Origin of the sequence: Rhodanobacter sp. Root179 (assembly GCF_001428465.1) — a bacterium.
In the GTDB taxonomy this organism is placed as follows: domain Bacteria; phylum Pseudomonadota; class Gammaproteobacteria; order Xanthomonadales; family Rhodanobacteraceae; genus Rhodanobacter.
The window spans coordinates 1-26,984 of the sequence record NZ_LMHR01000080.1; the positions used below are offsets into that span (position 1 = coordinate 1).

Here is a 26,984-nt window from a genome sequence, read left to right on the forward strand (position 1 = left end):
CTCTTGGCCACGCAAGAGAAAAGTGACTCGGTCGCCGAAGGCGATCGACCGCTCTGCACTTGAAGCTTTTGCTTCTAGGCACATCGAAACAAGAGGCAGAAAGTGACTCTCCCTCCGGGGGAGGGCGAAAGCCCTTGCTTCAAGAGACCAGAGCCGCCGCGTACAAGAGAAATCTCAGGCGCCCAGTGCCAACCGCACCCCCAGATCCAGCAGCGGTGCGGCGATCAGCAGGCGCGCCAGCAGCAACACGATCATCACCACCATCGGCGCGAAGTCGATCTGCCCGGCGACCAGCCTGCCGCGCAGCGGGCGCAGCAGCGGGGCCACCAGGGCGCCGGCCAGCTTGAGCAGGGGATGGCGCTGGTCCACCGAGAACATGCTCAGCAGGGACCAGCCGAAGATCAGCACCAGATAGAACAGCAGGGCGAAGTCGAGCAGTTCGGCCAGTGCCAGCACGATCAGGCCCAGCGGATTCGGCATCACCCCGAGCAGGGCGAACAGCAGCACGCGCTTGAGCAGCATCGCCAGCCAGGCCAGCAGCAGGGCGGCCAGGTTGATCCGGCGCCAGTTCGGCAGCACGCGGCGGATCGGCGCCAGCACCGGGTTGGTGTAGCGGTAGATGAACTGGCTCAGCGGGTTGTGGAAGTCGGCGCGGCAGGCCTCGGCGGCCACGCGCAGCAGCAGCAGGGTGACGGCCGCCTCGAAGACCAGCTCGATCAGCATGGAGAGGGCGTTCAGCAGGTAGCTCACGACAGCTTGTCCAGTTCGTTGGCCAGTTCCGCGCCGCGACGGGTGGCGGCGTGGACGGCGTGGGCCACGATGTGCGGCAGCCCGTCGGCGGCAAGACTTTCCAGCGCGGCCTGGGTGGTGCCGTTGGGCGAGGTGACGCGCTGGCGCAGCAGCGCGGGGTCTTCGCCGCCTTCGACCAGCATGCGGCCGGCGCCGAGGCAGGTCTGCGCGGCCAGCGCGCGAGCGGTGTCGCGGGGCAGGCCCTGGGCCACGGCGGCTGCTTCCAGCGCCTCGACCAGGGCGAAGAAGTAGGCCGGGCCGGAACCGGACAAGGCGGTGACCGTATCCATCAGCGCCTCGTCGTCGATCCAGCGGGTGATCCCGGCGGCGTCCAGGATGTGCTGGGCCTGGGCCTTCTGCGCCGGGCTGACCCGGCTGTTGGCGCACAGGCCGGTGGCGCCGGCGCCGATCAGGGCCGGCGTGTTGGGCATGCAGCGCACTATCGGCAGGCCGCTGCCGAACCAGCGTTCCAGCTGGTCCAGCCGCACGCCGGCGGCGATCGAGATCAGCAGCGGGCGATTACGTTGCAGGGTGTCGCGCAGTTCGGCGTGGATCGCCGGCATGATCTGCGGCTTGACCGCCAGCACGATGACCTCGGCTTCCGCCGCGGCAAGCCGGTTCTCGGCATAGCAGGCGATGCCGAATTCGCGGCCCAGCGCCTGGCGCGCTTCGGCCAGCGGCTCGGCCACGCTCACCGTGGCCGGCGCCACGCCGGTCTTCAGCAGGCCGCCGATCAGGCTGCGCGCCATGTTGCCGCCGCCGATGAAGGCAAGTCGTGTCATGCAGGGTTCCTCGGATGGGTCAGGTGGATCGTCCAGACCGCGTACCTTACCGGAGCCGTCGCACTGCGGGCCGATTCCGTGGTGGGTGCGTCCGGCGACGGTCGCCATCGATCCGCCGGCGAAGGTCGGATCGCGGTTTTACGACAGACCGCGCAAACCGGGTCGACACTTTGCGCGCTGGCGGCTGGAAAGACTGGCCGCACAGCCGCTTGCGCGAGTAGTATCGACCCGGCTGCAAGGGGATTGGAACGGCTCGTCCGGGCTGCGAGGTGGCGCCAGGCAACATGCGTTGCGGCGCACCACGCCTGCGGACGATCGACGGTCCCGATTGCAGCGCCCGAATTCATGCCATCCAGACGCTCGGTTTAGGGGAAACGACTTCATGGACATTGCCGAACTGCTTGCCTTCTCGGTAAAGAACAAGGCCTCGGACTTGCATCTGTCCGCCGGGCTGCCGCCGATGATCCGCGTTGATGGCGATGTCCGCCGCATCAACATCCCTGCGCTGGAACACAAGCAGGTGCACTCGCTGATCTACGACATCATGTCGGACAAGCAGCGGCGCGACTACGAAGAGTTCTACGAGACCGACTTCTCGTTCGAGATTCCCGGGCTGGCCCGTTTCCGCGTCAACGCGTTCAACCAGAATCGCGGCGCTGGCGCGGTGTTCCGTACCATTCCGTCCGAAGTGCTGACCCTGGAAGACCTGGGTTGTCCCCGGGTGTTCAAGGAACTGATCGAACAGCCGCAGGGCCTGATCCTGGTGACCGGCCCGACCGGCTCGGGCAAGTCGACCACGCTGGCGGCGATGGTCGACCACATCAACAAGAACGAATACGGTCACATGCTCTCGGTCGAGGACCCGATCGAGTTCGTGCATACCTCGCAGAAGTGCCTGATCAACCAGCGCGAAGTGCATCGCGACACGCACGGCTTCAACGAGGCGTTGCGCTCGGCGTTGCGCGAGGATCCGGACTACATCCTGGTCGGCGAGTTGCGCGACCTGGAAACCATCCGCCTGGCGCTGACCGCCGCGGAAACCGGCCACCTGGTGTTCGCCACCGTGCACACCAGCTCGGCGGCGAAGACCATTGACCGCATCATCGACGTGTTCCCCGCCGGCGAGAAGCCGATGGTGCGCTCGATGCTGTCCGAGTCGCTGCGCGCGGTCATCTCGCAGTCGCTGCTGAAGAAGGTCGGCGGGGGCCGCATCGCGGCGCACGAGATCATGGTCGGCATCCCGGCGATCCGCAACCTGATCCGCGAGGACAAGGTCGCGCAGATGTATTCGTCGATCCAGACCGGCCAGCAGTTCGGCATGCAGACGCTTGACCAGTGCCTGCAGGACCTGGTCAAGCGTGGCCTGGTGACCCGTCAGGAGGCCTCGATGTACGCCAAGAACAAGGACAGCTTCAAGTGAAGCGGGGATTTGGGATTCGGAAATCGGGATTGGCACGAGCCAACGCCCGGCCCGATTCCCGGCGTCGGCTTTTCTGACGAATCCCGAATCCCGAATCTCGAATCCCTGAGGTAGAGCCATGAGCGATTTTGATTTCACCTCCTTCCTGAAGCTGATGGTGCACAAGAAGGCGTCCGACCTGTTCATCACCGCGGGCGTGGCGCCGTCGATGAAGGTGCAGGGCCGCATCGTGCCGATCACGCAGAGCCCGCTCAGCGTGCAGCAGTCGCGTGACATGGTGCTCAACGTGATGACGCCGGGCCAGCGCGAGGAGTTCGAGAAGACCCACGAATGCCAGTTCGCGATCTCCGCCCAGGGCGTGGGTCGGTTCCGCGTCTCGTGCTTCTACCAGCGCAACTGCGTCGGCATGGTGCTGCGCCGTATCGAGTCGAAGATTCCGTCGATCGAGGAGCTGACCCTGCCGCCGGTACTCAAGCAGCTGGCGATGACCAAGCGCGGCATCATCGTCTTCGTGGGCGCCACCGGCTCGGGCAAATCGACCTCGCTGGCGGCGATGATCGGCTACCGCAACCAGAATTCGACCGGCCACATCATCACCATCGAGGACCCGATCGAATACGTGCACAAGCACGAGGGCTGCATCATCACCCAGCGCGAAGTCGGCATCGACACCGACACCTGGGACAACGCCCTGAAGAACACCCTGCGCCAGGCGCCGGACGTGATCATGATCGGCGAGGTGCGCACCCGCGAGGGCATGGACCACGCGATTGCCTTCGCCGAAACCGGCCACTTGGTGCTGTGCACCCTGCACGCGAACAACGCGAACCAGGCCATGGATCGCATCCTGCACTTCTTTCCGGAAGACCGTCGCCAGCAGCTGCTGATGGACCTTTCGCTGAACCTGAAGGGCATCGTGGCGCAGATGCTGATCCCCACCCCGGACGGCAAGGCACGCCGCGTGGCGGTGGAAGTGCTGCTGGGCACGCCGCTGGTGCAGGACTACATCCGCCAGGGCGAGATCCACAAGCTGAAGGAAGTGATGAAGGAATCCACCCTCTTGGGCATGAAGACGTTCGACCAGGCCCTGGTCGAGCTCTATCACGCCGGCGAGATCAGCTACGAGGACGCGTTGCGTTACGCCGACAGCTCCAACGAGGTGCGCCTGCGCATCAAGCTGGCGCAGGGCGGCGATGCGCATACCCTGTCGCAGGGTCTGGACGGCGTGGAACTGGAAGAGACGCGCGACGGGAACAATCTTGGTGGTGCGAATTTCCTCAATCGCTGAGGCGCCTGCCGGATGAAGAAAAAGGCGCCCTGGGGCGCCTTTTTCGTTTCAGCAAGGTGGCATCGCCACCGTCATGCCGTGATCATTTTTCGGCCACGCCGACGGTGAGGCCGCTGGTGTCGACACTCTTGACGCCCTTGACGCTCCGGGCCACGCGCTCGGCGCTGTCTTTCTCCGCGGCGCTGGAAACGGTACCGCTGAGGGTCACCACGCCATCGTTGGTCGACACCGAGATGTCGGTGGCGGAAACGCCCTTGGTGGTGCCGAACTCGGACTTCACCTTGGTGGTGATCCAGGCATCGGCGGCCTTGTCGGGAACGGTCTGGTTGTCCGACGCCTTCTGCATCTGGCCGGCGTTGTCCTGGGCCATCACCTGGCCGAACGGAATGGCCGCGAAGCCGAACATCATGGCGGTGGCATAAAGGCTGGTGCGGATCTTGGAATTGCGCATATCGATCTCCCTGACTGGCGGTGAGGGCCTGCCGGTGGCAGGCGGGATGCCATGCAGCGGCTTCCTTGGGACATGGCACCAGCCGGAGGGTGAAATGCATGTCGCCGCGACACGCCCCGTTCAGTCCCCGATCACGGATGCGAACGGGATGTCATCGGCATGTTCGACATCTGTTCGTTGCGGGCACAAAAAAGCCGGGACGCGACGGCGCCCCGGCTTCTGGTCCAGACGATCGGGTTACTTCAGCACGGTCTGGCTGGTGATCACCATGCCGCTCTTGTCGACGTGCATCTCGGCATCGATGCTGTCGACCCGTTCGGCCTGGGCCTTCATCGCGGCGAACTGCGCCCTGGAACGGGCCAGTTCGTCGGCGGCGCTGGTGGCGTCGCTGCCGTCGTCGATCGACGGCTCGTCACTCTTGCCCAGCGTCGCGGTGGCAGCAGCCAGCGCGTCCAGTTTCTGTTCCATCAATTGCAGCCAGCTGACGTACATGGCGCCGCTGATGTGCATCCGCGTCATCTGGCCGGCGTCGCCGCCGGGTTCCTTGAGCGTGTCGGCCAGGTGGCTGTCTTCGCCGGCACCGACGCCGAGCGCGAGCGCCTTTTCACTCATCGCCACCCATGCAGGCTGGCCCAGCATGCTGACCATGTCCTTGGGCAGCGCCTGCGGCGTGCCGTCGTGGCCCAGCTTCAGCTGGGACAGCGCGGGCACCATCATCTGGCCCATCGCCAGCAGTCCTTCGGGATTGCTGGTGCCGAGCACCAGGCGCCCGGTGAACGAAGGCATCGCGGAATCCTTGCCGGCGCTCAGCGAATCCAGCGCGAGGCGCACTCCCAACATGTCGCCGAACGGCGGAATCGCCGCCTTCTGCATGGCCGGGCCCAGCTTGGCGAAGCTGTCGTTGAGGTCGGTCAGCGAGGCACAGGTGAACGGCTTGGCGGCGACCGCGTCAGCCTGCGCCATCCAGAAGCCGCGCATGCTGGCGATCGGCAGCGCGATGCTGAGGTCGAACGGCGCGCTGCCGGCCTTGCCCAGCCCGGGCAAGGCCACCTTCAGGCCGGCGAAGGCCTGGCTGATGTCGTCCGCCAGGGCGATGTCGACGCGGGCGTCCTGGTGCTTCGCATCAAGCTGCGTGTAGCCGAAGCTGATGGTGGGCACGCGGGCGGCGATGCGCGCCGCGTCCGCACTGCAGCTGGGCGAGGTCTGCAATTGGGTGGCCACCGGCTCGCCGGTCTTGGCCGACACCGCCTGGGCGCGGGCCTTCTGGATCGCATTCACCAGCGGGTCCTTGCCGCTCACCGCCAGCGGCAGCGCGCGGGTGAGGTCGAACTGGCCGACCAGCCACTTCTGGTAACCCTTGGCCTTGGCCAGGGTGGCCAGGCGACCGTCGTCCTGCAGGCTCTTCTGCGGACGGTCCAGTCCCAGTGCCTGGCGCAACAGCGCCGGCGAAGCATCGCCGGGCAGCAGCGCAGCGACCGCCTGCTTGCCGACGGTGGCCAGGATCATCTGCGTGCCCGAGGCGGCGGAAGTGAAGCGGCGATAGGACTGCTTGTCGAGGCTGGTCACTTCCAGCTTCTTGCCGTAAGCGGTTTCCAGCCGGCCGACGAAGGCGTCGAACGCGGCGGGGTCACTCAGGTCGAAGCGGGCGACCGGGGCCAGGCCCAGGCCATAGAACGCGGAATAGCCCTTGAGATTGATGCCTGCGCCTTCGGCGAAGGTTTCGATGGTCTTGCCCTTGAACTCGGCGTGCAGCGCGCGCAGCAGGCGCGCACCCTCCGGGTCCTTCGCGGCCAGCCGGTCGGCGGCGGCATCCAGTTGTGCCAGCTGGGATGGCAGTTGCGCATCGGCTTGCGCGAGCAGGGCGCCACGGGTGCTGTCGTCCATGGTGTCGAGATTGGCCATCACGTACGGCGTGTCCGCCGGAACGTAAGCCAGTGGTGCATCCTTGTCCTTGTGCCCGCAGGCCGCCAGCATGATGCCGGCGAAGCCCAGCGCGATGTATCGCGTCGTCGATCGCATGATGATCCCCAGTGTGGTGAATGCTGCGCGGGACATTATGCCCGCTTGCCCGGGGCCGTGCTGCGGTGCCGTAATCGCTGCGCTTCAGCGTGCCAGCACTTCGTTCAGCACGGCCATGCGCACGAACACGCCATTGCCCACCTGTTCCAGGATGCGCGACTGCGCGCCGTCGGCGACGTCGGAGGCGATTTCGATGCCGCGGTTGATCGGTCCCGGGTGCATCACCAGGCAGCCGGGGGCGGCCCGCGCCAGGCGCCGCCGGTCCAGGCCGTAGTGGGCGAAGTAGGCGGCCTCGTCGGGCAGCTCGATGCTGGCCATGCGCTCTTTTTGCAGGCGCAGCATGATCACCGCGTCGGCGCCTTCGATGGCCTCGTCGAAATCCTCATGGCGCGAGCCTTTGGGCACCTCGTTGGCATCAGGCATCAGCTCGGCGGGTCCGCACAGGCGGATCTCCTTCACGCCGAGCGCGTTCAAGGCGCTGATGTCCGAGCGCGCCACGCGCGAGTGCTTGATGTCGCCGCAGATCACGACGCGCAGGTTCTCCAGGTCTGGCCGATGCTGGCGGATGGTCAGTGCGTCCAGCAGGCCCTGGGTGGGATGGGCCCGGTTGCCGTCACCCGCATTGATCACCGACACCCCGCTCATGGCGTGGCGAACCAGCTCGTCCGGCGTGCCGGACTGCTTGTGCCGCACGATGATGGCGTCCAGGTGCATCGCTTCCAGCGTATGCAGCGTGTCGAACAGTTCCTCGCCCTTGCTGGTCGAGGACAGCCCGATGTCGAAGTTGATCACGTCGGCGCCCAGCCGCCTCGCCGCCAGCTCGAACGAGGTGCGGGTGCGCGTGGAGGGTTCGAAGAACAGGTTCAGCACTGTGCGTCCGGCCAGCACGTCGAGCTTGCGGGTGCCGTGGGCGCAGGCGTCGCGCAGGGCCTCGGCGCGGTCGAGCAGGCGCTCGATGGTCTCGCGCGGCAGGTTTTCCAGGGTGGTGAGGTGGCGCAGGCGAGGACTCATGGCGGGCGGTCTGGAGGTGGGAGGGGTTCTAGTGATCGGCGTCTGGCGCGCTGCTCGTCGTGGCCATGCCGAGCCAGCGCTCCAGCACGACCGCGGCGGCTTCGGCGTCGATGGCTGCCGCGTCGCGGCGTCGCTTCAGGCCCAGCGCGCGGGCGCCGGCAAAACGCTGGGCGGCTTCCTGCGAGCTGTGTCGCTCGTCGACCAGCACCACGGGCAGCCCGTAGCGCTCCTGCAATTGCGCGGCGAAACGGCGGGCACGACGGCTGGCCGGCTGCTCGGCACCATCCAGGGTCAGCGGCAGGCCGACCACGAGAGTGTCCGGTTGCCATTCGCGGCGCAGCGTATCGAGCCGGTTCCAGTCCGGTGTGTCGTCATGCACGGCCAGCGTGGCCAGTGCGCGGGCGCTGGCGGTGAAGCTGTTGCCGATCGCCACGCCGGTGATCTTGCTGCCGACATCGAAGCCGAACGCGCAACTCATGCGTGGCCCGCGTAACCGGACAACTGGCGCGGATCGACGCCGACCAGTCCGGCCGCGGCGCTCCAGCGCTCTTCCAGCGGCGTGTCGAACACCACCCGGTCGCTGGCTTCGGCGGTCAGCCAGGCATTGGCCATCAGTTCCTGTTCCAGCTGGCCGGCGTCCCAACCCGCGTAGCCGAGCACCATGATCGCCTGGCGCGGGCCTTCACCGGCGGCCATGGCGACGAGGATGTCGCGCGAGGTGGTGACCGACCAGTGGTCGTTGATGCGGTAGCTGGAATCCCAGGGGCCGGGCTCGCGATGCAGCACGAAGCCGCGCTCCTGTTGCACCGGGCCACCGATCAGGACCGGTGCGTCGGCCAGTTCGCTGTCCGCGCACTCCAGCTTCATCTGGGCCAGCACGTCGCCGAAGCTGTACTCGGAAAGCTGGTTGACCAGCAGGCCGACCGCGCCATCCTCGTCGTGCTGGCACAGCAGGGCGACGCCGCGCGAGAACGGCGGATCGGCCAGGTTGGGCATGGCGATCAGGAAGTGCCCGGTGAGTGTCGATGGCTGCACGGCGGTCATGTGCGCATTGTAAGCGCAGTGCGGGTCGTTCGCCGAACCGCGAGCCGCGAGGTTCAGCGAGTCTGCAGCACGTTGTTCGGCTGGAAGCGCCAGGTGCGGGTGATGTTGAGCTGGTCGATGCGTTCGGCGCTTTTCGGGGCCGGCGGGAACGGGGCCGCCAGGCGCACGATGCGCTCGGCGGCGGCATCGAGCACTTTCTGGCCGGAGCTCTGGATGACTTCGATGGTCTTGATGCTGCCATCGAGGTTGAGCACCACGGTGAGCAGCACGTCGCCGTGCAAGCCCTGGCGGCGCGCCTCTTCGGGGTAGTTGAGGTTGCCCACCCGCTCCACCCGGTCGGACCAGCCCCGCATGTAGGCGGCGTAGGCGTATTCGCGGGTACTGGCGGTGAGGTACTTCACCTTGGGCCGCTTGGCGTAGTCGACCTTCTTCTTGCGCAGTTCGGCGGCCAGTTGCGCGATGGCCTCGCGGCGCTTCAGTTCTTCCGCCGTCGGGGTCAGCTGCTGGGGGTCCACCTGATCCCGGGCGGTGTCGCTGGTCACCTGGAAGTCGCTGGCGCTGCTGGTGGTGACCATGCGGGTCGGGGTGGCCTCGCGTGGCTGCGGCGTGGTGGCGTCGACGGGTTGCGCCGCAATCCCGGGGTCGGGCTTGGGGATGGCGCCGGAAAACGGCGCCGACGGGCGCGCGGCACGATCGCTCTGGCCGCCGCCGGTGTTGTTGGCCTGGGCCAGGAAGTCCGCCTTGTCCGGCGCCTGCCGGTTGGCCACGTTGACCAGGGTGACGTCCAGCGTGGGCAGGCTGGGCGAGGGCTTCACGAAGTGGAAGGTGATGCCCAGCAGCAACACGCCATGCAGAAGCAGCGAAAACAGGAAAGTGGCGCCAATCGGATCGGGCGGGGAGTTGACGCTTGCAGTGTGGCTCACGCGGCGCGGTTTCCGGAAACGTGCTGCTCGATGACGTCGAACAGCTGACCGGCAATGTTAAGCCCGAACTGGGCGTCGAGTTCACGTACACAGGTCGGGGATGTGATGTTGATCTCGGTCAGGTAATCGCCGATCACGTCGAGGCCGACGAACAGCAGGCCGCGCCGGCGCAGTTCGGGCGCCACCTGTTCGACGATCCAGCGGTCGCGATCGGACAGCGGAACCCCTTCGCCGCGCCCGCCGGCAGCGAGGTTGCCGCGGAACTCGTTGCCCTGGGGGATTCGCGCCAGGGCGTAGGGGACCGGTTCGCCATCGATCACCAGGATGCGCTTGTCGCCCGCGGTGATTTCCGGGATGTACTTCTGGGCGATCGCGAACTGGCGCCCTTCGCCGTGGGCGTCACCACCCAGCAGCGTCTCCAGCATCGAGTTGAGGTTGCTGTCGCCCGCCCGCGCCCGGAAGATGCCGCGGCCACCCATGCCATCCAGCGGCTTCAGCACCACTTCGCCGTGCTCGGCGGCGAATCGGCGCAGTTCGCCGGCATCGCGCGCCACCAGGGTCGGCGCGATGCATTGCCCGAATTGCAGGGCAAACAGCTTTTCATTGCAGTCGCGCAGCGAGCGCGGGTCGTTGACCACGGCCACGCCGCCGTGCTGGGCGACTTCCAGCACCATGGTGTCGTAGATGAACTGCGCATCGACCGGCGGGTCCTTGCGCATCAGCACCACGTCGAGCTGGCGCAGGTCACGCCATTGCGGCGTGCCCAGGGTATGCCAGTGGCCCGGATCATCACGGACCTCGAGCGTGGCCATGCGCCCCCACGGATCGCCGTTGCGCAGCGCCAGGTCGCCCTGTTCGAGGTAGTGCAGCGAATGGCCGCGGCGCTGCGCTTCCAGCAGCATCGCGAAGCTGCTGTCCTTTGCCACCTTGATTGCGCCGATGGGGTCCATCAGCACGCCGATCGCGAGGCTCATCGTGATTCTCCGGAATGGGCCGCCACGCGGAGGGGAGCGGGACAGCAGGCCGCTATATTAAGATGGAAGACCGCGGAGGCCATCACGTCACGACGCGGACGGCAGCGGTCGAGGCTGTCGTCGGTGGCCAGATGGTGCCACTATGGGTCACCTTGTGCAGTCCTCAGACAACACGGGTGATTATTGCTTGACAGTCTCGGCGGGCAGGCAGTAAACAGCAAAGCCATCGGAATCACCGTCCCAGAGCGGTTGCCGATGGCTCGTCAAGAATAAACTTTGCATGCGCACCGTCCGGCATGGACGTTGCATGTCGTGGTGCCTATCCTGAGCTCGGGGCGGGCCGCAGGGGGAGTGAGTGAATTTGAACGTGAGTGCTAACGATTTGGCTGGTCTCAAGGTCATGGTGATCGATGACTCGAAGACCATCCGCCGCACGGCCGAGACCCTTCTGAAGAAAGAGGGCTGCGACGTGCTGACTGCGGTCGACGGGTTCGAGGCTCTGGCCAAGATCTCCGACCAGAAGCCGGCGATCATCTTCGTCGACATCATGATGCCGCGGCTGGACGGCTATCAGACCTGCGCGCTGATCAAGAACAACCCCCAGTTCCGCGCCACGCCGGTGATCATGCTGTCCTCCAAGGACGGCCTCTTCGACAAGGCTCGTGGCCGCATCGTGGGTGCCGAACAGTATCTGACCAAGCCGTTCACGCGTGACGAGCTGCTTGGTGCCATCCATCGCCATGTCAGCACGGTATCGAGCCACTGACTGCAGATTCTGAGGGGGACCTGTGGCCAATATTCTCATCATCGACGACTCGCCGACCGACGTGCGCGTGTTCACCACCCTGCTTGAACGTGCGGGACACCAGGTGGCGGCGGTGAATACCGCCGAAGAGGGCATCGAGCGCGTGCGCAGCGATCTGCCCGACCTCGTCATCATGGACGTCATCATGCCCGGCATGAACGGCTTCCAGGCAACGCGCACGCTTACCCGCGATCCGAAGACCCAGAACGTCCCGATCGTGATGATCACCACCAAGTCGATGGAAACCGATCGCGTGTGGGGATTGCGCCAGGGTGCGCGGGCCTTCATCACCAAGCCGGTGAACGAAAAAGAACTGCTGGCCTGCATCAACGAATTGTTGCCGAGCGAGAAATGAACCAGTCCGTCAACCGCACCCCTTTCGAGATCCTTGCCCAGTACGAGCGGCTGTCGCTGGCTCACGCGTCGGACACGCAGGAAAAGTTCGAGGCGCCCGGACTGTGGCGCGGCATCGGTTTCCGGGTGGGTTCGCGCCTGCTGGTCAGCGGCATCGACGAGATCAACGAGCTGCTGGCCGTGCCCGTGCTCACCGCCGTGCCGGGCACCCAGCCCTGGCTGCTCGGCGTGGCCAATGTGCGCGGCAACCTGGTGCCGGTGATCGACTTCGGCCGATTCCTGTTCGGCGAGCGCACGCAGCACACCGACCGGACCCGCTTGCTGGTGGTGCGTCAGGGTGGCGGCAACGTGGCCCTGCTGGTGGACGAGGTGTTCGGCCAGCGTACGGTCGACGAGGAACAGCGGCGTGATGCCGGGCGCGAAGATGATCCGCGACTGGTGCGTTTCGCCGAAAGCCGGGTGGGCGAGCAACAGATGGCCATTTTCAGCATGAACCGGCTGGTGCGAGCGCCGGATTTCCGCCAGGCCGCCGCCTGAGCACACGCAGGCGGAAGTGGCATGGAGGGCCGGCGCCGGAACGGGCCGGAAACTTGGGACAATATTCCCTGGCCGGTATCCGCTGTGCGGGGCCGGCAATGCAGACAGTTAGACGGATGAGGTGAACATGAGCACTACAGGGGGCGTCAGCAGGGAACGCGGTTACACCGCACTCATTGTCCTGCTGCTGATTGCGATCGGTTTCGCGGCACTGGATTTCTTCCTGCTCAACCAGAAGAACAGTGAAGATCGCCAGGCGATCGCGCTGACCACGCAGATCCAGGTGCTGTCACAGCAGACGGCGAAGTTCGCGCTGGAATCGGCCGATGGCAACACCGACTCCTTCAAGGAGCTCGAGTCCACCCGCAACGCGATTGATTCCGCGGTGCAGCGGCTGAACAAGGGTGATCCCAAGGGCGGCATGCAGCCGTATGCGGACAACAACGTCACCCCCGCGGGTCGTGCCGTCAATGCGCTGGATGCTTCCTGGAGACAGCTCGACGCCGACATCGGCAAGATCCTGTCGAACAAGGCCGTGGTGCTCGACTCCGGGCAGCGCGCCGCCACGCTTTCGCAGCAGATGCCCCTGCTCAACTCGAGCATGGAACAGGTGGTCAACATCCTGCAGCAGCGCAACGGCAGCTCCGAGCAGATGCTGGGCACCTCCCGCCAGATGCTGTCGGCTGACCGAATCATCCGCCGCGTGCAGGAAGTGCTGCAGGGTGGCGACAGCGCCCAGTCCGCTGCCGACGGCCTGTTCCGCGACGCGCAGTTGTACGGCAACGTGCTCAAGGGCCTGATCGAAGGCAACCCCGACAGCGGCGTGAAGCCGATCAACGACTCCAACGCCCGCAAGATCCTGACCGACATGGACGCCAGCTGGAACCAGCTGGCCGACCCGGTTTCCAAGCTGGTCGCCGCCGCCGGCAACATCGCCGACGTGAAGCGCGCCGGCAACCAGGCTTCGCTGGATTCGCAGACCGTGCTGCTGCGTGCAAACGACCTGTCCGAGCAGATCGGCAAGCTGCCGCTGCGCCGGCTGTTCCCGAACGTGTGGTGGGGCCTGCTCGGCGCGATCGCCGCGGTGGCCTTCGCCCTGTTGCTGGTCATCACCCTGGTGCGCGACCAGCGCAAGCGGTTCGCGCAGAGTACCGAGCTGAACCAGCGCAACCAGGAGGCGATCATGCGCCTGCTGGACGAGATGGGCTCGCTGGCGGAAGGCGACCTGACCGTGAAGACCACGGTGTCCGAAGACATCACCGGCGCCATCGCCGACTCGGTGAACTACGCCATCGACGAGCTGCGTTCACTGGTGACCACGATCAACGAGACCTCCGAGCAGGTCTCCTCGTCGGCGCAGGAAACCCAGACCACCGCCCGCCATCTGGCCAACGCGGCGGAACAGCAGGCACAGCAGATCAGCTCGGCCACCTCGGCCATCAACCAGATCGTGACCTCGATGGACACGGTGTCCAGGGATTCGGCCGAATCGGCCGACGTGGCGGAACGATCGGTGAAGATCGCCTCGCACGGCGCCGAAGTGGTGCGCGAGACGATCTCCGGCATGGACTCGATCCGCGACCAGATCCAGGAGACCTCCAAGCGCATCAAGCGGCTGGGCGAATCCTCGCAGGAGATCGGCTCGATCGTCGAACTGATCAACGACATCGCCGAGCAGACCAACATCCTGGCGTTGAACGCGGCGATCCAGGCGGCCTCGGCCGGTGAGGCGGGCCGCGGTTTCGCGGTCGTGGCGGACGAAGTGCAGCGACTGGCCGAACGCTCGACCAGCGCCACCAAGCGTATCGAAACGCTGGTGCAGACGATTCAGTCCGATACCAACGAGGCGGTGAACTCGATGGAACAGACCACCGCCGAGGTGGTCGCCGGTGCACGCCTGGCGGAGGATGCCGGTAGCGCACTGGGTGACATCGAACGCGTTTCGCACGATCTGTCCGCGCTGATTCAGAACATCTCGACCGCAGCACGCGAGCAGTCCGCGGCGGCGACGGATGTCTCCGTCTCGATGAACGCGATTCAGGAAATTACTTCGCAGACCTCGCAAGGTGCCAGCCAGACGGCCGACTCGATCGGTACGCTGGCACAGCTGGCGAGCGATCTGCGGCGTTCGGTGGCTCACTTCAAGCTGCCGGGTTGACATCGGCCGTGCCGCTTTCCGGCGCGATTGAGAAAAGCACAAGACAGGGGGCAGTCTCGATGGTTGCAGGATGCTGGCGTTGTGCAACCATTGAGAGAGGCGCATGAGACTTCAAGACCACATCGATTTCACGACGCTGCAATGGGTCAAGCCGGAGCTCGACGACACCTTGTCGATCGCCCGCGAGGCACTGGAGTCCTACGTCGACAATCCGGGCAAGCGCGATTTCATGCGCACCTGTGCCGACCATCTGCATCAGGTGCAGGGCACCTTGCAGATGGTCGAGCTGTACGGCGCGGCCATGGTCACCGCAGAGATGGAGGCCCTCGCCATCGCCCTGCTGGAGGACCACGTCGCCCAGCGCGAGGAAGCGTATGCCGCGCTGATGCGCGGCCTGATGCAGTTGCCCGACTACCTCGAGCGGCTTTCCAGTGGGCACCGCGACGTGCCGGTGGTGCTGCTGCCGCTGCTCAACGACCTGCGCGCCAGCCGTGGCCAGGAAGCATTGCCCGAATCGGCGATGTTCCACCCCAATCTCGACGCTTTCCTGCCCGAGCAGGCCCCGGCGGCGATGAGCGAGGCCTATGCCGAGGCGCATCGCGCCGAGCTGGTCGACCTGCGCCTGCGCTTCCAGCAGCAACTGCTCGGCTGGTTTCGCGGCCAGAACGCAGCGGTGCAGCTGGTCAACATGCGCAAGACCCTGCTGGCGATCACTGCCCGCTGCTATCACGTGCACGGGCGACGCCTCTGGTGGATCGCCGCCGGTGTTCTCGAGGGCCTCGAACAGGGTGCATTGAAGGGTTTCGCGGGCGAAGTACGCCAGTTGATCGGCAAGGTCGACCGCAACATCCGCCTGCTGATCGAGCAGGGCGAACACAGCCTGCGCGGTGGCGAGGCGGACGATGTCGCCTGCAAACTGCTGTACATCGTGGCCCAGGCCAAGCAGCGCAGCCCGCAGATGGAGCTGCTGCGCAGCACCTATGGTCTGGACGCCCTGTTGCCGGATGCCGGCGAACTCGAGCACGCGCGCGGCTCGATGGCGGGACACAATCGTGCCCTGCTCGATTCCGTTTCCCGTGCGTTGAAGGACGACCTGCTGCGCGTCAAGGAAGCGCTGGACCTGTTCCTGCGCCAGCAGAATGGCGACCCCGCCCAGCTGGCCGTGCAGGGCGAGGTGCTCGAGCGCGTCGGCGATACCCTGGGCATGCTGGCGCTGGCCGTGCCGCGCCGCGTGGTCACCGAACAGCGTCGGGTGCTCGACGAGATTGCCAACCGGCTGCGCGCCGCCGACGAAGAGACCCTGCTCGATGTCGCCGGGGCCCTGCTTTACGTCGAGGCCTCGCTGGACGATCACATCGAAAGCCTCGGTTCCGACAGCGAACCGGGCGCTGGCGATGCCATGCACGCGCTGCCACGCAGCGAGGCACTCGGCGTTGTCACCACGCTGATGCAGGAAGCCATCGCCAACACCGGTCGGGTCAAGGACGCGATCGTCGCGTTCGTCGAATCCGGCTGGGAGCACGATCGACTCGCCGGCGCACCGCTGCAGATGGATGAAGTGGCGGGCGCCATGCGCATGCTGTCTTCGCCCCGTCCGGCGGAACTTGCGCAGGGCGTGGGTCGCTTCGTCGACTACGAACTGCTGCAGGATCGGCGTGTGCCCAGCGGCACCCAGATGGATCATCTGGCCGATGCCCTGGCTGCCCTGGAGTATTACCTCGAGGCGGCCCGCGAGCATCGTGGCGGGCTGGAACACATCCTCGACGTGGCCGAGCACAGCCTCGGCCTGCTGGGTTACTGGCCGGTACCCGCCCAGCGCGAAGTCAGCACCGCCCCTGTCGCAGTGGACGCCATGGCGCCGGCTGCGGGTCTCGCTGGCGTCGATGCGGAACATCCGGAACTGTCCGAATCGGTCAGCCTGCTGCCGGGCGTGGACCTCACCGGCCTGTTCGTCGGCGACAGCGGTGCTGCCGCGGCCCCGGCGCACGATCTCGACGGTCTGCGCCTGGCCCAGACCGAGGCGCCGGCACCGAACATGCTGGTGGGCGGTGACGCCCATGACGAGGATGGCGACTGGGTCGAGGTCGAGGAGGAAGTGGTCGAGCAGGTGCCGGTGCGCGATGCGCTGGCCGACAACACCCACTTCAACATCGACGCCGAAGGCATCGATGACGATATCCGCGACATCTTCCTGGAAGAGATGCAGGAGGAGATCGACAACCTGCTCGGCGCCGAGAAGACCTGGCTGGCTGATCCTGCGCAGACGTCTTCGCTGGTCAGCATTCGTCGTTCGTTCCACACCCTGAAGGGTTCCGGTCGCCTGGTCGGCGCCGGCGTGCTGGGCGAGTTCGCCTGGAAAGTCGAGGACATGCTCAACCGCGTGCTCGACAACAGCATCCAGCCCGATGCCAACGTGCAGGCGCTGGTGCGGCATGCCATCGCCGCGCTGCCCGGATTGCTCGCCGCCCTCAAGGGCGAAGGTCAGCCGAGCGCTCCGCTCAGCGCGATCATGCACACCGCCGAGCAACTGGCGGCGGGCAACCCGGCGCGCCTGGAAGACCATGTGTCGACGGCTACCGAAACGGTCCGTCGCACCGTTCGTCGGCGGGTGCCGCGTCTCGACTCGACCGCGGCTTCGGTGCCGACGGCGGGCCTGGCCGGCATGGCTGGCGCGCTTGTCGAAGACGAGCCTGCGGGCCCGGATCACGCCATCGCGATGCCGGTGATGCCTCCGGTCGATCCGGTGCTGCTGGAAATCCTGCGCAGCGAGGTGGCCCAGTATCTGCAGACCATTCGTGGCGCGATCCAGCGTTGCGAGGGTGAACTGCCGGTCAGCGAGGAACTGTTGCGCGCCGTGCACACGCTGCACGGTGCGATTGCGATGGTCGACATCCCCTTGCTGACGCAGTTGCTGTCGCCGCTGGAGTCGCTGTTCAAGCGCCTGCGTGCCGCCAATCTGCCGCTGACCGCCGAGGGCGTCCGCCTGCTTGGGCAGTCCGTCGAAGTGGTCGACCACGTCATGGGCCAGTTCGATGCCGCCGAGCCGCAACTGCCGAACGCGGACGTGCTCACCGCGCAGATCGTCCACATGCGCGACGATTATCCCGAGTCGCGCGTGGCGCACGTCGTGTTCGAGCCACAGATCGACGAGCTCGAGCCGGTGCAGCCGGCAACCCCGACCGATCATGCGTTTGTGGATCATGCGGGTGTCGACGAGGCGATCATGGCCGCTTCCCTGGAAGCCGGCATGGCCGAGGCCGCCGCTGCACAGGCGGCCGCGGAAGCCGAGGCCCAGTCGGCGGGGAATGATGCGCAGGACGTCCATCCGGATGATGCGCATCACGCCGAGGTGACCGCCGAGCTGGCGGCCGCGCTCGACGCGTTTGCCCCCGAGGAGGTGGCTGCCGAGCGCGCCGCAGCAGAACAGGCTGCCGCCGAGAAGCTGGCTGCCGAGCAGGCTGCCGCGGAACGCGCTGCCGCCGAGAGGCTAGCTGCCGAGCAGGCTACCGCGGAACGCGCTGCCGCCGAGAAGCTGGCTGCCGAGCAGGCTGCCGCGGAACGCGCTGCCGCCGAGAGGCTGGCTGCCGAGCAGGCTGCCGCGGAACGCGCTGCCGCCGAGAAGCTGGCCGCCGAGCAGGCTGCCGCGGAACGTGCTGCCGCCGAGAAGCAGGCCGCCGAGCAGGCTGCCGCAGAACGCGCTGCCGCCGAGAAGCTGGCCGCCGAGCAGGCTGCCGCTGAACGCGCTGCTGTCGAGAAGCTGGCTGCCGAACAGGCTGCCGCGAAGCGGTCCGAATCTGAGGCCGTGGCGAAGGTCGATGCCGCACCGGCGCCGGAAACCGCTCACGCCCTGGCAAGCCTCGGCCACATCGATGCCGACCTGCTGGAAGTCTTCATCGACGAGGCCCGCGAGATTCTGGACCACGCCGATGGCGTACTGGCCCAGTGGCATGCCGATTCGGCCGACCTGTCGCACGTGGCCGAACTGCAGCGCGACCTGCATACCCTCAAGGGTGGCGCGCGCATTGCGGGTCTGATGGCGGTGGGCGATCTCAGCCACGCCATCGAGACCCTGCTCGAGAAGCCGATCCGCGACACGGCCAAGACCGGACCGCTGATTTCCGCGCTGGAAGCGAGCTTTGACCAGTTGCACTCGATGGTGCAACAGGTTTCGCAGGGTCAGGTGTCCGACTATCCGCAGGGCATGATCGACCATCTGCTGGCGCTGGCCGGTGAAACCACGTTCGCCGACGATGCCTCGCTGACCGCTGCGGTCATGGCGACTCCGGCCGTCGCAGCCGTAGCGCCTGCACCGCGTCAGGTCGCCGCCGACTCCGACCTGCCCGAGCTGATGCCCGAGGCCGAGGAAGAGGTGCGGTCGTCGCAGGAACAGATCCGCGTCCGCGCCGACCTGCTCGACAGCCTGGTCAACCATGCCGGCGAAGTGGCGATCTACCGTTCGCGACTGGAACAGCAGGTTGCCGGTTACCGCTTCAACCTGGTCGAGCTGGAACAGACGGTGGCCCGTCTGCGCAGCCAGCTGCGCATGCTGGAAATCGAAACCGAGGCGCAGATCATCGCGCGCTTCCAGCGCGAGCATCGCGAAGCGGGCCTCACCGTGTTCGATCCGCTCGAGCTCGACCGCTACTCGCAGCTGCAGCAGTATTCGCGTGCGCTGGCCGAGTCGGTATCCGACCTGGTGTCCATCCAGAACATGCTGGACGAACTGACGCGTCAGGCCGAGACCCTGCTGATCCAGCAGTCGCGGGTCAGTACCGAACTGCAGGACGGTTTGCTGCGCACCCGCATGCTGCCGTTCGACACGATGGTGCCGAACCTGCGTCGCACCCTGCGTCAGGCGGCGCAGGAAGAGCACAAGCAGGCCCAGCTGTACGTGGACGGTGCCCACGGCGAAATGGACCGCAACCTGCTGGACCGCATCAAGGCCCCGTTCGAGCACATGCTGCGCAACGCGATCGCCCACGGCATCGAGAGCCCGGCGGATCGCCGCAAGGCCGGCAAGCCGGTCGAAGGTTCGGTGCACATCACGGTGGCCCGCGAGGCGACCGAGGTGGTGGTGCGGGTCAGCGACGACGGTCGCGGCCTGAACCGCGAAGCCATCCGCAAGCGCGGCATCGAGCGCGGCCTGCTGCGTGCCGAGACCAAGCCGACCGACAACCAGTTGCTCTCACTGATCACCCAGCCCGGCTTCTCCACCGCAAGCACGGTGACCCAGCTGGCTGGCCGTGGCGTCGGCATGGACGTGGTCGCCAACGAGATCAAGCAGCTCGGCGGTTCACTGTCGATCGAGTCGGAAGAAGGCCAGGGCAGCACCTTCATCCTGCGCCTGCCGTTCACGCTCGCGGTGACCCAGGCCATCCTGGTGCGCATCGGCGAAGCGACCTTCGCGATCCCGATGACCTCGGTGCAGGGCGTGGCCCGGGTCAATCCGGAAGAGCTGACCGCCCTGATGGCTGAGGACGAGCCGTCGTTCAACTACGGTAACGAGGCGTTCGGCATTCATGATCTGGCCGAGTTGCTCGGCCTGCCGCCGGGTCTGCCGGCCGAAGACGAACAGCAGCCGCTGTTGCTGACCCGCGCCGGCGACCTGCGCGCGGCGATCCGCATCGACGCGGTGCTGGGTTCGCGCGAGATCGTGGTGAAGTCGGTGGGCCCGCAGATCAGTTCGGTGCCCGGCCTGCTCGGCGCCACGATCATGGGCGACGGCTCGGTGCTGATCATTCTCGATCTGGCGCCGCTGGTGCGTCACGGCATGATCCGCCGCGACCAGCGCCTGTCCGAAGGCCTCAGCGCGGTGCAGGCGCCGGTGATCGAGGAAGTCCAGGTGCGTCCGCTGGTGATGGTGGTCGACGACTCCATCACCATGCGCAAGGTCACCGGCCGCGTGCTGGAACGCCACGAGTACGAGGTCAGCACGGCAAAGGACGGTGTCGATGCGCTGGAGAAGCTGCACGAGCGCGTGCCCGACCTGATGCTGCTCGACATCGAAATGCCGCGCATGGACGGTTACGAGCTGGCGACCCACATGAAGGCCGACCCGCGACTGCGCGACGTGCCGATCATCATGATCACCTCGCGCAGCGGCGACAAGCATCGCCAGCGAGCGTTCGACATCGGCGTGGACCGTTACCTCGGCAAGCCGTACCAGGAAGCGGAACTGCTGGTGCAGATCGGCGAAGTATTGGAGCAGCGAGCAACGGAGCCTGTTCATGACTGAAATGGCGCCGGCGGTTGCCCTGCTGTTTGACGATACCGAACTGGTTGGCCAGTTGCGCGAGGCGCTGCAGGAACGTGGTGCACGCATCGTGCACGAGGGCGGGGTTTCCAGCCTGAGTCGTGAACTGCTGCGGCAGGTGGGCGCCGACGTGCTGGTCATCAACCTGGACGACAGCGCCGACGATGCGCTCGATCACCTGTACGACGTGATCGACGACGAACGCCCCCGGGTGGTCTTCAATGATGCGCAGGCCAGCCGCTCGCTGGCCGGCTGGGATCGCGACCGCTGGGCGCGGCATCTGGCCGTCAAGGTGCTGGCAGCCGGCGATGTGGACCCGCCGCGCCCGGACGGTCCACACCTCGTCGACACGCCAGCTGCCGTGGCGCCGCCGCGGGCCGTGACCGCGGCTCCCCTCGCTGTTGCCCAGCCCGTCGAACCCGCTGCTGCAGCGCCGGAACCGGTGATCGACGAAGTGGTGGATGCCGCTCCAGCGATGGTGGAAGCGGAACCCGACGCGGACGATTTTCTGCCCGTGCACGACGATGCGGATGGCCAGCACGAACAGATCGCCACTGCCGAATCGGAGAACCTGGCGGCAGAGCTTGAGGCCTTGCTGGCCTCCGGTGATTTGCCCGCCGAAGACGAGGTCAGCTCGGGCCCCGGCCTGCGTTTCGTGGATGACCTCGAGCCGCCGCCCCTCCACGATGGCAATTTCCATAATGCAGGCGCGGCCGGGCCGGCAGCGGACTTTGACGTGGTGGCGACCGTTGACGCGCCGCCAGCGGAAGCAGCGCCGGTGCTGGCCAGCGTGACGCCGCCGACGTTCCAGATCGATCATCTCGAGCTGTCTGCGCTGGTCGATACCGACGTGGCGACGACGCCAGCTTTGGCGCCGCATCCGCTCATGGCCGACAGCGCGCCGGGCGTACGCGCGCCGGATGCATGGAGCCTGGTCGATGAAGACGCGGAACCCGCGCCAGCGGCACCCGAGAAACCCGATGCCGGCATGTTCGGCATCGAGAAGATGAGCGCGGCCGATTTCCTTGCACCCGACGCCGACGCGGTCGCGGCGGACATCGAGCCGGTGATGAGCCTCGAGCTGGTTTCGATGGAAGAGGCCGTCGCGCCGCAGCCGTACGAGCGCGTGCCCGACCACGCGATGGTGCTGGACGAACTGGGCAGCGCGCTGAGCCGGGTGGTGGTGCTTGGTGCCGCCACCGATGGCATCGATTCGGTCTGTGCCTTCCTGGCGGCATTGCCTGTGACCACGCGCCTGACCTTCCTGCATACCCAGCACGTGGGCGAACAGTCCGATGCGGCGCTGGCGGCGAAATTCAAGGCGCATTGCGCGTTGCCCGTGCGACTGGCCGAACAGGGCCGCCGCGCCGGATCGGGTGAAGTGTTGATGGTGCCGGCGGGCCAGCAGGTGCGCCTGCGCCGTGACGGCAGCATCGAGCTTCAGGTCACTGGTGGCGAGTCCGCCGAAGCACCGTCGATCGACGCCAGCCTGACCATGGCGGCGAGCGTGTTTGGCCGTGATGCGCTGGCGATCGTTTTCGCCGGGCGCGGCAACGATGCGGTGGCCGGCGCGCAGGCGGTCCACGATCGTGGCGGCCAGGTCTGGGTAGAGTCGTCGTCCGGGGAACATTTCGCTGACATGGTCAGCGGGATCTTCGCCGAGCGGCTGGTCAGTTTTTCCGGCACGCCGACCGAGTTGGCGGCGCGCCTGATCGAGGTGTTTCCATGAGTGATCCGCTGCCGCGTGAAATCCGCTGCGTCCTGGTGCCGGTAGGCAACCAGCGCCTGCTGTTGCCCAACGCCAACATCGCCGAAGTGATCACCCAGAGCACGCCCGAGCCGCTGCCCGGCGCCCCCGCCTGGATGCTGGGACGGATCCAGTGGCGTGGCTGGCGCGTGCCGCTGGTGTCGTTTGCCGAGCTGGCCGGCACCGAGGCGGGCGACGCCGACCTGAGCGTGCGCGTGGCCGTGTTGAAGGCGCTTGGCGGCAACCCGAAGCTGCCGTTCATCGCGGTCCTGACCCAGGGTTTTCCGCGCCTGACCACGTTGAACGCCGAGCTGATCATTCCCACCCATGATGGCAAGCCCTTGCAGCCGGGCGTGCGCGCCCATGTGCTGGTGCGCGATGACGTGGCGATGATTCCCGACCTGGAATGGATCGAAGCCACCTTGCTCGACCTGTACGACGATTCCGGCGTGATGGACGTCGTCGAGACGGTGGAAGACGGCTCGATCGACGCCGACGACTGAGCTGTCGCGGCTTTTTCAAGTTTCCGGGACGAGTCTCGTGGCGGTGATTTCGCGACGGTGAATCAGCCGTCGCCGTGCAGCGCCTGCAAGGCCGCCATGGCAGCCAGTCCCGCCGTCTCCGTGCGCAGGATGCGCGGGCCCAGTCGCAATCCCTCGAAACCGGCGCGGGTGAGCGCGTTGATGTCGCGCTCGCCCAGGCCGCCTTCCGGGCCGATCACCAGCAGGCCGCCGGCGGCGCCGAAGCGCAGCTCGCGGGCCGAACGGGCGCCCTCCGGCAGCAGGGCAAGACGCAACGCACCGTCATCGGCGAGCCCGGCCAGCCAGCCGGCCAGCGGCTGTGCCGGGGTGATCTCGGGCAATCGCGCGCGTCCGCATTGTTCGCAGGCGCTGGCCGCGACCGCACGCCAGTGGGCCAGTCGCTTTTCGGCACGTGCAGGGTCCAGCTTCACTTCCGAACGTTCGGTGAGCAGCGGCACGATGCGGACGGCGCCAAGCTCGGTGGCCTTCTGCACGATCAAGTCCATCTTCTCGCCCCGCGCCACGCCCTGGGCCAGAGTCAGCGGCAGGGGCGACTCGTTCTGCACGGACAGCTTCGCGTCGATCCGCACTCGCAGGTCGCGTTTGCCCAGCGCCACGATGGTTGCGTCGTAGTCGCTGCCGTCGCCGTTGAACACGGTGAGCGGGTCGCCGGCATTCATGCGCAGCACCCGGCCGACGTGCTCGGCGGCCTGGGCCGGCAAGGCGATTTCCGCCGAGACGCTGAGTGGCTGGTCGAGGTGGATACGGATCGTGCGCATGGGAACCGGATGGCATGGAGCGGTCGCCCAGCATAGCGCGAGCGCGTGCCCTGGACAGGCCTCGCGCCCCGTTCAGTGGCTGACGGCGCGCTCGATTCCGGCGATGGCCGTGTCGACCAGCAGGTCGATTTCCGCCGTGCTGACCACGTAGGGCGGCATGAAATAGATCACGTCGCCCAGCGGTCGCAACAGCACGCCGTGCTCCAGGCCGTGCAGGTAGACGCGCAAGCCCCGCCGCTGTTGCGCCAGGAACGGTCGCCGGCTGGCCTTGTCGGCGACCAGCTCCACCGCCGCGATCATGCCGGTCTGGCGCACGTCGGCGACATGCGGGTGATCGCGCAGGGCCTCCAGCCGGCGACCAAGATGGACGGCCAAATGACGGTTGCGTTCCAGCACCGGTTCGTCGCGGAAGATCGCCAGTGTCTCCAGCGCCACGCGGCAGGCCAGCGGATTGCCGGTGTAGCTGTGCGAGTGCAGGAATGCCTTGCCGGCACTGTGTTCGGCGTAGAACGCCTGGTAGATCGCCTCGCGGGTCAGCACGGCCGACAGGGGCAGGAAGCCGCCGGTCAGTCCCTTCGACAGGCACATGAAATCCGGCGACACGCCGCCGCTGCGCCCGGATGCTGCAGGGGCCTGTTCGCAGGCGAACAGCGTGCCGGTACGGCCGAAGCCGACGGCGATCTCGTCGGCGATGAAGTGCACGGCGAACTCGTCGCATAGCGCGCGCAGGCCGGTGAGATATGCCGGGTGATACATGCGCATGCCGCCGGCGCACTGCACCAGCGGCTCGACGATCACCGCGCAGGTCTCGTGCGCGTGCTGCTCGAGCAGCACGCGCAGGGCGGCGAGGGCACGCGTGGCCGCCTGTTCGGGTGATTCGCCGGGCTCGGCCTGGTAAGTGTCCGCCGACGGCGCCAGGAACGGCGTCAGCAGCAGCGGCGCGTAGGTCTTGCGGTACAGCGCGACATCGCTGACCGACAGCGCGCCCAGGGTCTCGCCGTGATAGCTGCCGGTCAGCGCGATGAAGCGGGTCTTCTCGCCGTGCCCCTGGTTGAGCCAGTAGTGGAAGCTCATTTTCAGCGCCACTTCGATCGCCGCCGAACCATTGTCGGCGTAGAACACCCGATCCAGTCCGGGCGGCGTGATCCTTGCCAGCTCTTCGGCCAGCGCGATGGCCGGTTCGTGGGTGAAACCGGCGAAGATCACGTGTTCGAGCGTGCGTGCCTGCTCGGCCAGGGCCGCGGCGATGCGCGGATTGGCATGGCCGAACAGGTTGGTCCACCACGAACTGATGCCGTCCAGGTAGCGCTTGCCGTCGGCATCGACGAGCCAGGCACCCTCGCCCCGCACGATCGGCAGCATCGGCACGCTGTTCGAGCCCGTGGGGTCGTGGTCGTGCATCTGGGTGCAGGGGTGCCAGACATGGCGCAGGTCGCGCGCTGCGAGCGCACTGTTGCCGTTTGCGAGATTGGTCATCCGGCTATCATCGGTGCAGCGCGACGGTCGCTCAAGCCCGTGCATCGTCCCATCTGGAATTCCACGCTTGAAGTCATTGCGAACTTGCCTGATCGGTTTCGTCCTGTTGCTGGTGCTGGCCGCCGCGCTGCTGTGGTTCCTGCCCGCGCGCTGGGCACTGCCGTGGATCGAGCCGTCGCTGCATGGCATCCGTCTGCAGCAGGTCAGCGGCAGCGTGTGGAACGGCCATGCCGGCGCCGTGGTGACGGCGGAGGGGCGGACCCGCGGCCAGTTGCAATGGCAGCTGTCACGACGCGTCTTGCTGGGGCAGCCGCGTCTGCACCTGGATTTCGATGGGCCGCAGCTGCATCTTTCGGGCGGGCTGGAACGCCTGCCCGGTGATGAAGTGGAAGTGCGCGACGCGAACGTCCGGGCAAGCTCGACGGCGATCGGTGAGGAACTCGCCACGCCTTGGGGGAAACCGCGGGGCGAATTGCAGCTGCAGGTTCCCCACGCGCGGCTGCGCGCAGGCTGGCCGATGCAAATGGACGCGCAGGCGAGCTGGCACGACGCGGTCATGCGGACGCCGCAGGGCGACGTCGCACTGGGCGAATTGCAGGCCAGCGCACGGGCGCGCGGCGGGGTGATCGACGTGCAGTTGCGCGACTCCGGCAGCGGCCCGCTGCAGCTTGCCGGCGAGCTGCAGCTCAGCCCGCTGGGCTGGCGACTGGACGCCACGCTGCACGCCCGACAGACTGATCCGATGCTGCGTCGCTGGCTGGCCACGCTGGCGCCACCGGCGGCGGACGGCAGCACGCACATCCGGCGCCATGGCGGGCTGGCCGCCAATGCGCCGCCAGCACCCTCCCACTGAAGGAACGAGACCCGCATGACTCCCGATATCGCCGCAACAGCCCTGGCAGCCGCCCGCGACGCGGCAGCGGCGGCCGCCGAGGTGATCCGCCACTACTGGCGTCGTGGCGTCGAGGTGGAACTGAAGTCCGACGCCACGCCGGTCACCGTGGCCGATCGCGAGGCCGAACAGGCGATCCGGAAGATCCTGCAGGCCGCGTTGCCGCAGGCGTCGATCTACGGCGAGGAGTTCGGCCTGGACGGCGAGCGTGGCGGCCTGCTGTGGCTGGTTGATCCGCTGGACGGCACCAAGAGCTTCGTGCGCCGCACGCCGTTCTTCTCCACCCAGATCGCCCTGATGGACGGCGACGACCTGGTGCTCGGCGTGTCGAGCGCTCCGGTCTACGGCGAGACGATGTGGGCCAGCGCCGGCGAAGGTGCCTGGCTGGACGGCGAACGTGTACGCGTGGCGGCGACCGGCGAAATGAGCGCGGCCTCGATTTCCACCGGCAACATCCGGACCCTCACCGGCGACTCCCGCTGGGATGCGCTGGGCGCGCTGATCCGCGACAGCAACCGGATCCGCGGCTACGGTGACTTCTGCCACTACCACCTGCTGGCGCGCGGCAGCCTCGATCTGGTGATCGAGTCGGACGTGAACATCCTCGACGTGGCGGCACTGGCGGTGATCGTGCGCGAGGCCGGCGGCGTGTTCACCGACCTGGACGGCGCTGCGCCGGGGCTGGACACGCGCAGCGTGCTGGCCGGTACGCCCGCGATCCACGCGCAGGCGCTGCAGCGCCTGCGGCGCTGAGCCACGCG

At 67.0% G+C, this 26,984-nt stretch carries 22 protein-coding genes; 11 read left to right on the top strand and 11 right to left on the bottom strand.

Annotated features, from left to right (window positions below):
- Nucleotides 1–174: 174 nt before the first annotated feature.
- Nucleotides 175–750 (bottom strand): YggT family protein, encoded by a 576-nt coding sequence (locus ASD82_RS10600; RefSeq protein WP_056717807.1) that lies wholly within the window; start codon nt 748–750, stop codon nt 175–177.
- Nucleotides 747–1,571: a pyrroline-5-carboxylate reductase gene (gene proC, locus ASD82_RS10605; protein WP_056717808.1), complete on the bottom strand. Its 825-nt coding sequence runs from the start codon at nt 1,569–1,571 to the stop codon at nt 747–749. Before proC ends, ASD82_RS10600 begins: the two co-directional genes overlap by 4 nt.
- Nucleotides 1,572–1,953: 382 nt before the next feature.
- Here proC and ASD82_RS10610 point away from each other — a divergent pair, with 382 nt between their 5' ends.
- On the top strand, nt 1,954–2,991 hold the full coding sequence (locus tag ASD82_RS10610; protein WP_056717809.1) for a type IV pilus twitching motility protein PilT: 1,038 nt from the start codon (nt 1,954–1,956) through the stop codon (nt 2,989–2,991).
- 118 nt (nt 2,992–3,109) lie between these two features.
- Complete coding sequence (locus tag ASD82_RS10615) at nt 3,110–4,279, top strand: PilT/PilU family type 4a pilus ATPase (protein WP_056717810.1); 1,170 nt, start codon at nt 3,110–3,112, stop codon at nt 4,277–4,279.
- Nucleotides 4,280–4,361: 82 nt separating this feature from the next.
- Here the strand turns inward: ASD82_RS10615 and ASD82_RS10620 are convergent, their stop codons facing one another.
- The 7 genes from ASD82_RS10620 to gshB all read right to left on the bottom strand — a co-directional run bounded on the left by ASD82_RS10620 (nt 4,362) and on the right by gshB (nt 10,701).
- Nucleotides 4,362–4,730 carry a BON domain-containing protein gene (locus ASD82_RS10620; RefSeq protein ID WP_056717811.1) on the bottom strand — a complete coding sequence of 123 codons (369 nt, stop codon included), beginning with the start codon at nt 4,728–4,730 and terminating at the stop codon, nt 4,362–4,364.
- Between the two features lie 237 nt (nt 4,731–4,967).
- Complete coding sequence (locus ASD82_RS10625) at nt 4,968–6,749, bottom strand: hypothetical protein (protein WP_056717812.1); 1,782 nt, start codon at nt 6,747–6,749, stop codon at nt 4,968–4,970.
- An 84-nt stretch (nt 6,750–6,833) separates the two neighbouring features.
- Nucleotides 6,834–7,760, bottom strand: coding sequence for an aspartate carbamoyltransferase catalytic subunit (locus tag ASD82_RS10630; RefSeq protein WP_056717813.1), 927 nt, complete (start codon nt 7,758–7,760; stop codon nt 6,834–6,836).
- Nucleotides 7,761–7,788: 28 nt separating this feature from the next.
- Nucleotides 7,789–8,238, bottom strand: a complete 450-nt coding sequence (gene ruvX / locus ASD82_RS10635) for a Holliday junction resolvase RuvX (RefSeq protein WP_056717814.1) — start codon at nt 8,236–8,238, stop codon at nt 7,789–7,791.
- Nucleotides 8,235–8,804 carry a YqgE/AlgH family protein gene (locus ASD82_RS10640; RefSeq protein ID WP_056717815.1) on the bottom strand — a complete coding sequence of 190 codons (570 nt, stop codon included), beginning with the start codon at nt 8,802–8,804 and terminating at the stop codon, nt 8,235–8,237. Before ASD82_RS10640 ends, ruvX begins: the two co-directional genes overlap by 4 nt.
- 53 nt (nt 8,805–8,857) lie before the next feature.
- A complete protein-coding gene (locus ASD82_RS10645; RefSeq protein ID WP_056717816.1) occupies nt 8,858–9,727 on the bottom strand; it encodes an energy transducer TonB in 870 nt (289 codons plus the stop codon).
- Nucleotides 9,724–10,701: a glutathione synthase gene (gshB, locus tag ASD82_RS10650; RefSeq protein WP_056717817.1), complete on the bottom strand. Its 978-nt coding sequence runs from the start codon at nt 10,699–10,701 to the stop codon at nt 9,724–9,726. Before gshB ends, ASD82_RS10645 begins: the two co-directional genes overlap by 4 nt.
- Before the next feature lie 355 nt (nt 10,702–11,056).
- Between gshB and ASD82_RS10655 the strand changes: the two genes are divergently transcribed.
- The 7 genes from ASD82_RS10655 to ASD82_RS10685 all read left to right on the top strand — a co-directional run bounded on the left by ASD82_RS10655 (nt 11,057) and on the right by ASD82_RS10685 (nt 23,058).
- Complete coding sequence (locus tag ASD82_RS10655; protein WP_274378300.1) at nt 11,057–11,467, top strand: response regulator; 411 nt, start codon at nt 11,057–11,059, stop codon at nt 11,465–11,467.
- Between the two features lie 22 nt (nt 11,468–11,489).
- The gene (locus ASD82_RS10660; RefSeq protein WP_056717818.1) at nt 11,490–11,861 is read left to right on the top strand and encodes a response regulator; all 372 of its coding nucleotides are present in this window, start codon (nt 11,490–11,492) and stop codon (nt 11,859–11,861) included.
- Nucleotides 11,858–12,397 (top strand): chemotaxis protein CheW, encoded by a 540-nt coding sequence (locus ASD82_RS10665; RefSeq protein WP_056717819.1) that lies wholly within the window; start codon nt 11,858–11,860, stop codon nt 12,395–12,397. The genes ASD82_RS10660 and ASD82_RS10665 overlap by 4 nt, the downstream gene beginning before the upstream one ends.
- A 127-nt stretch (nt 12,398–12,524) precedes the next feature.
- Nucleotides 12,525–14,555 carry a methyl-accepting chemotaxis protein gene (locus tag ASD82_RS10670; RefSeq protein ID WP_056717820.1) on the top strand — a complete coding sequence of 677 codons (2,031 nt, stop codon included), beginning with the start codon at nt 12,525–12,527 and terminating at the stop codon, nt 14,553–14,555.
- 103 nt (nt 14,556–14,658) lie between these two features.
- Nucleotides 14,659–20,790 carry an Hpt domain-containing protein gene (locus ASD82_RS10675; RefSeq protein WP_056717821.1) on the top strand — a complete coding sequence of 2,044 codons (6,132 nt, stop codon included), beginning with the start codon at nt 14,659–14,661 and terminating at the stop codon, nt 20,788–20,790.
- Nucleotides 20,783–22,537, top strand: coding sequence for a chemotaxis protein CheB (locus ASD82_RS10680; protein ID WP_056717822.1), 1,755 nt, complete (start codon nt 20,783–20,785; stop codon nt 22,535–22,537). Before ASD82_RS10675 ends, ASD82_RS10680 begins: the two co-directional genes overlap by 8 nt.
- Nucleotides 22,534–23,058, top strand: coding sequence for a chemotaxis protein CheW (locus tag ASD82_RS10685; RefSeq protein WP_056717823.1), 525 nt, complete (start codon nt 22,534–22,536; stop codon nt 23,056–23,058). The genes ASD82_RS10680 and ASD82_RS10685 overlap by 4 nt, the downstream gene beginning before the upstream one ends.
- A 62-nt stretch (nt 23,059–23,120) precedes the next feature.
- Here the strand turns inward: ASD82_RS10685 and ASD82_RS10690 are convergent, their stop codons facing one another.
- Both ASD82_RS10690 and ASD82_RS10695 read right to left on the bottom strand, forming a co-directional pair.
- On the bottom strand, nt 23,121–23,855 hold the full coding sequence (locus tag ASD82_RS10690; protein ID WP_056717824.1) for a 16S rRNA (uracil(1498)-N(3))-methyltransferase: 735 nt from the start codon (nt 23,853–23,855) through the stop codon (nt 23,121–23,123).
- Between the two features lie 72 nt (nt 23,856–23,927).
- On the bottom strand, nt 23,928–25,331 hold the full coding sequence (locus tag ASD82_RS10695) for an adenosylmethionine--8-amino-7-oxononanoate transaminase (RefSeq protein WP_056717825.1): 1,404 nt from the start codon (nt 25,329–25,331) through the stop codon (nt 23,928–23,930).
- Between the two features lie 67 nt (nt 25,332–25,398).
- Between ASD82_RS10695 and ASD82_RS10700 the strand changes: the two genes are divergently transcribed.
- The gene (locus ASD82_RS10700; protein ID WP_056717826.1) at nt 25,399–26,184 is read left to right on the top strand and encodes a type II secretion system protein N; all 786 of its coding nucleotides are present in this window, start codon (nt 25,399–25,401) and stop codon (nt 26,182–26,184) included.
- Between the two features lie 15 nt (nt 26,185–26,199).
- Nucleotides 26,200–26,976 carry an inositol monophosphatase family protein gene (locus tag ASD82_RS10705; protein WP_056717827.1) on the top strand — a complete coding sequence of 259 codons (777 nt, stop codon included), beginning with the start codon at nt 26,200–26,202 and terminating at the stop codon, nt 26,974–26,976.
- Nucleotides 26,977–26,984: the final 8 nt, after the last annotated feature.

What these genes read in the sequence shown, in the direction of transcription:
- proC (WP_056717808.1), bottom strand. Translation starts at nt 1,571, where the DNA reads ATGACACGACTTGCCTTCATCGGCGGCGGCAACATGGCGCGCAGCCTG.
- ASD82_RS10625 (WP_056717812.1), bottom strand. Translation starts at nt 6,749, where the DNA reads ATGCGATCGACGACGCGATACATCGCGCTGGGCTTCGCCGGCATCATG.
- ASD82_RS10620 (WP_056717811.1), bottom strand. Translation starts at nt 4,730, where the DNA reads ATGCGCAATTCCAAGATCCGCACCAGCCTTTATGCCACCGCCATGATG.
- ASD82_RS10705 (WP_056717827.1), top strand. Translation starts at nt 26,200, where the DNA reads ATGACTCCCGATATCGCCGCAACAGCCCTGGCAGCCGCCCGCGACGCG.
- ASD82_RS10685 (WP_056717823.1), top strand. Translation starts at nt 22,534, where the DNA reads ATGAGTGATCCGCTGCCGCGTGAAATCCGCTGCGTCCTGGTGCCGGTA.
- ASD82_RS10640 (WP_056717815.1), bottom strand. Translation starts at nt 8,804, where the DNA reads ATGACCGCCGTGCAGCCATCGACACTCACCGGGCACTTCCTGATCGCC.
- ASD82_RS10695 (WP_056717825.1), bottom strand. Translation starts at nt 25,331, where the DNA reads ATGACCAATCTCGCAAACGGCAACAGTGCGCTCGCAGCGCGCGACCTG.
- ASD82_RS10665 (WP_056717819.1), top strand. Translation starts at nt 11,858, where the DNA reads ATGAACCAGTCCGTCAACCGCACCCCTTTCGAGATCCTTGCCCAGTAC.
- ASD82_RS10615 (WP_056717810.1), top strand. Translation starts at nt 3,110, where the DNA reads ATGAGCGATTTTGATTTCACCTCCTTCCTGAAGCTGATGGTGCACAAG.
- ASD82_RS10610 (WP_056717809.1), top strand. Translation starts at nt 1,954, where the DNA reads ATGGACATTGCCGAACTGCTTGCCTTCTCGGTAAAGAACAAGGCCTCG.
- ASD82_RS10690 (WP_056717824.1), bottom strand. Translation starts at nt 23,855, where the DNA reads ATGCGCACGATCCGTATCCACCTCGACCAGCCACTCAGCGTCTCGGCG.
- gshB (WP_056717817.1), bottom strand. Translation starts at nt 10,701, where the DNA reads ATGAGCCTCGCGATCGGCGTGCTGATGGACCCCATCGGCGCAATCAAG.
- ASD82_RS10630 (WP_056717813.1), bottom strand. Translation starts at nt 7,760, where the DNA reads ATGAGTCCTCGCCTGCGCCACCTCACCACCCTGGAAAACCTGCCGCGC.
- ASD82_RS10670 (WP_056717820.1), top strand. Translation starts at nt 12,525, where the DNA reads ATGAGCACTACAGGGGGCGTCAGCAGGGAACGCGGTTACACCGCACTC.
- ASD82_RS10680 (WP_056717822.1), top strand. Translation starts at nt 20,783, where the DNA reads ATGACTGAAATGGCGCCGGCGGTTGCCCTGCTGTTTGACGATACCGAA.
- ruvX (WP_056717814.1), bottom strand. Translation starts at nt 8,238, where the DNA reads ATGAGTTGCGCGTTCGGCTTCGATGTCGGCAGCAAGATCACCGGCGTG.
- ASD82_RS10675 (WP_056717821.1), top strand. Translation starts at nt 14,659, where the DNA reads ATGAGACTTCAAGACCACATCGATTTCACGACGCTGCAATGGGTCAAG.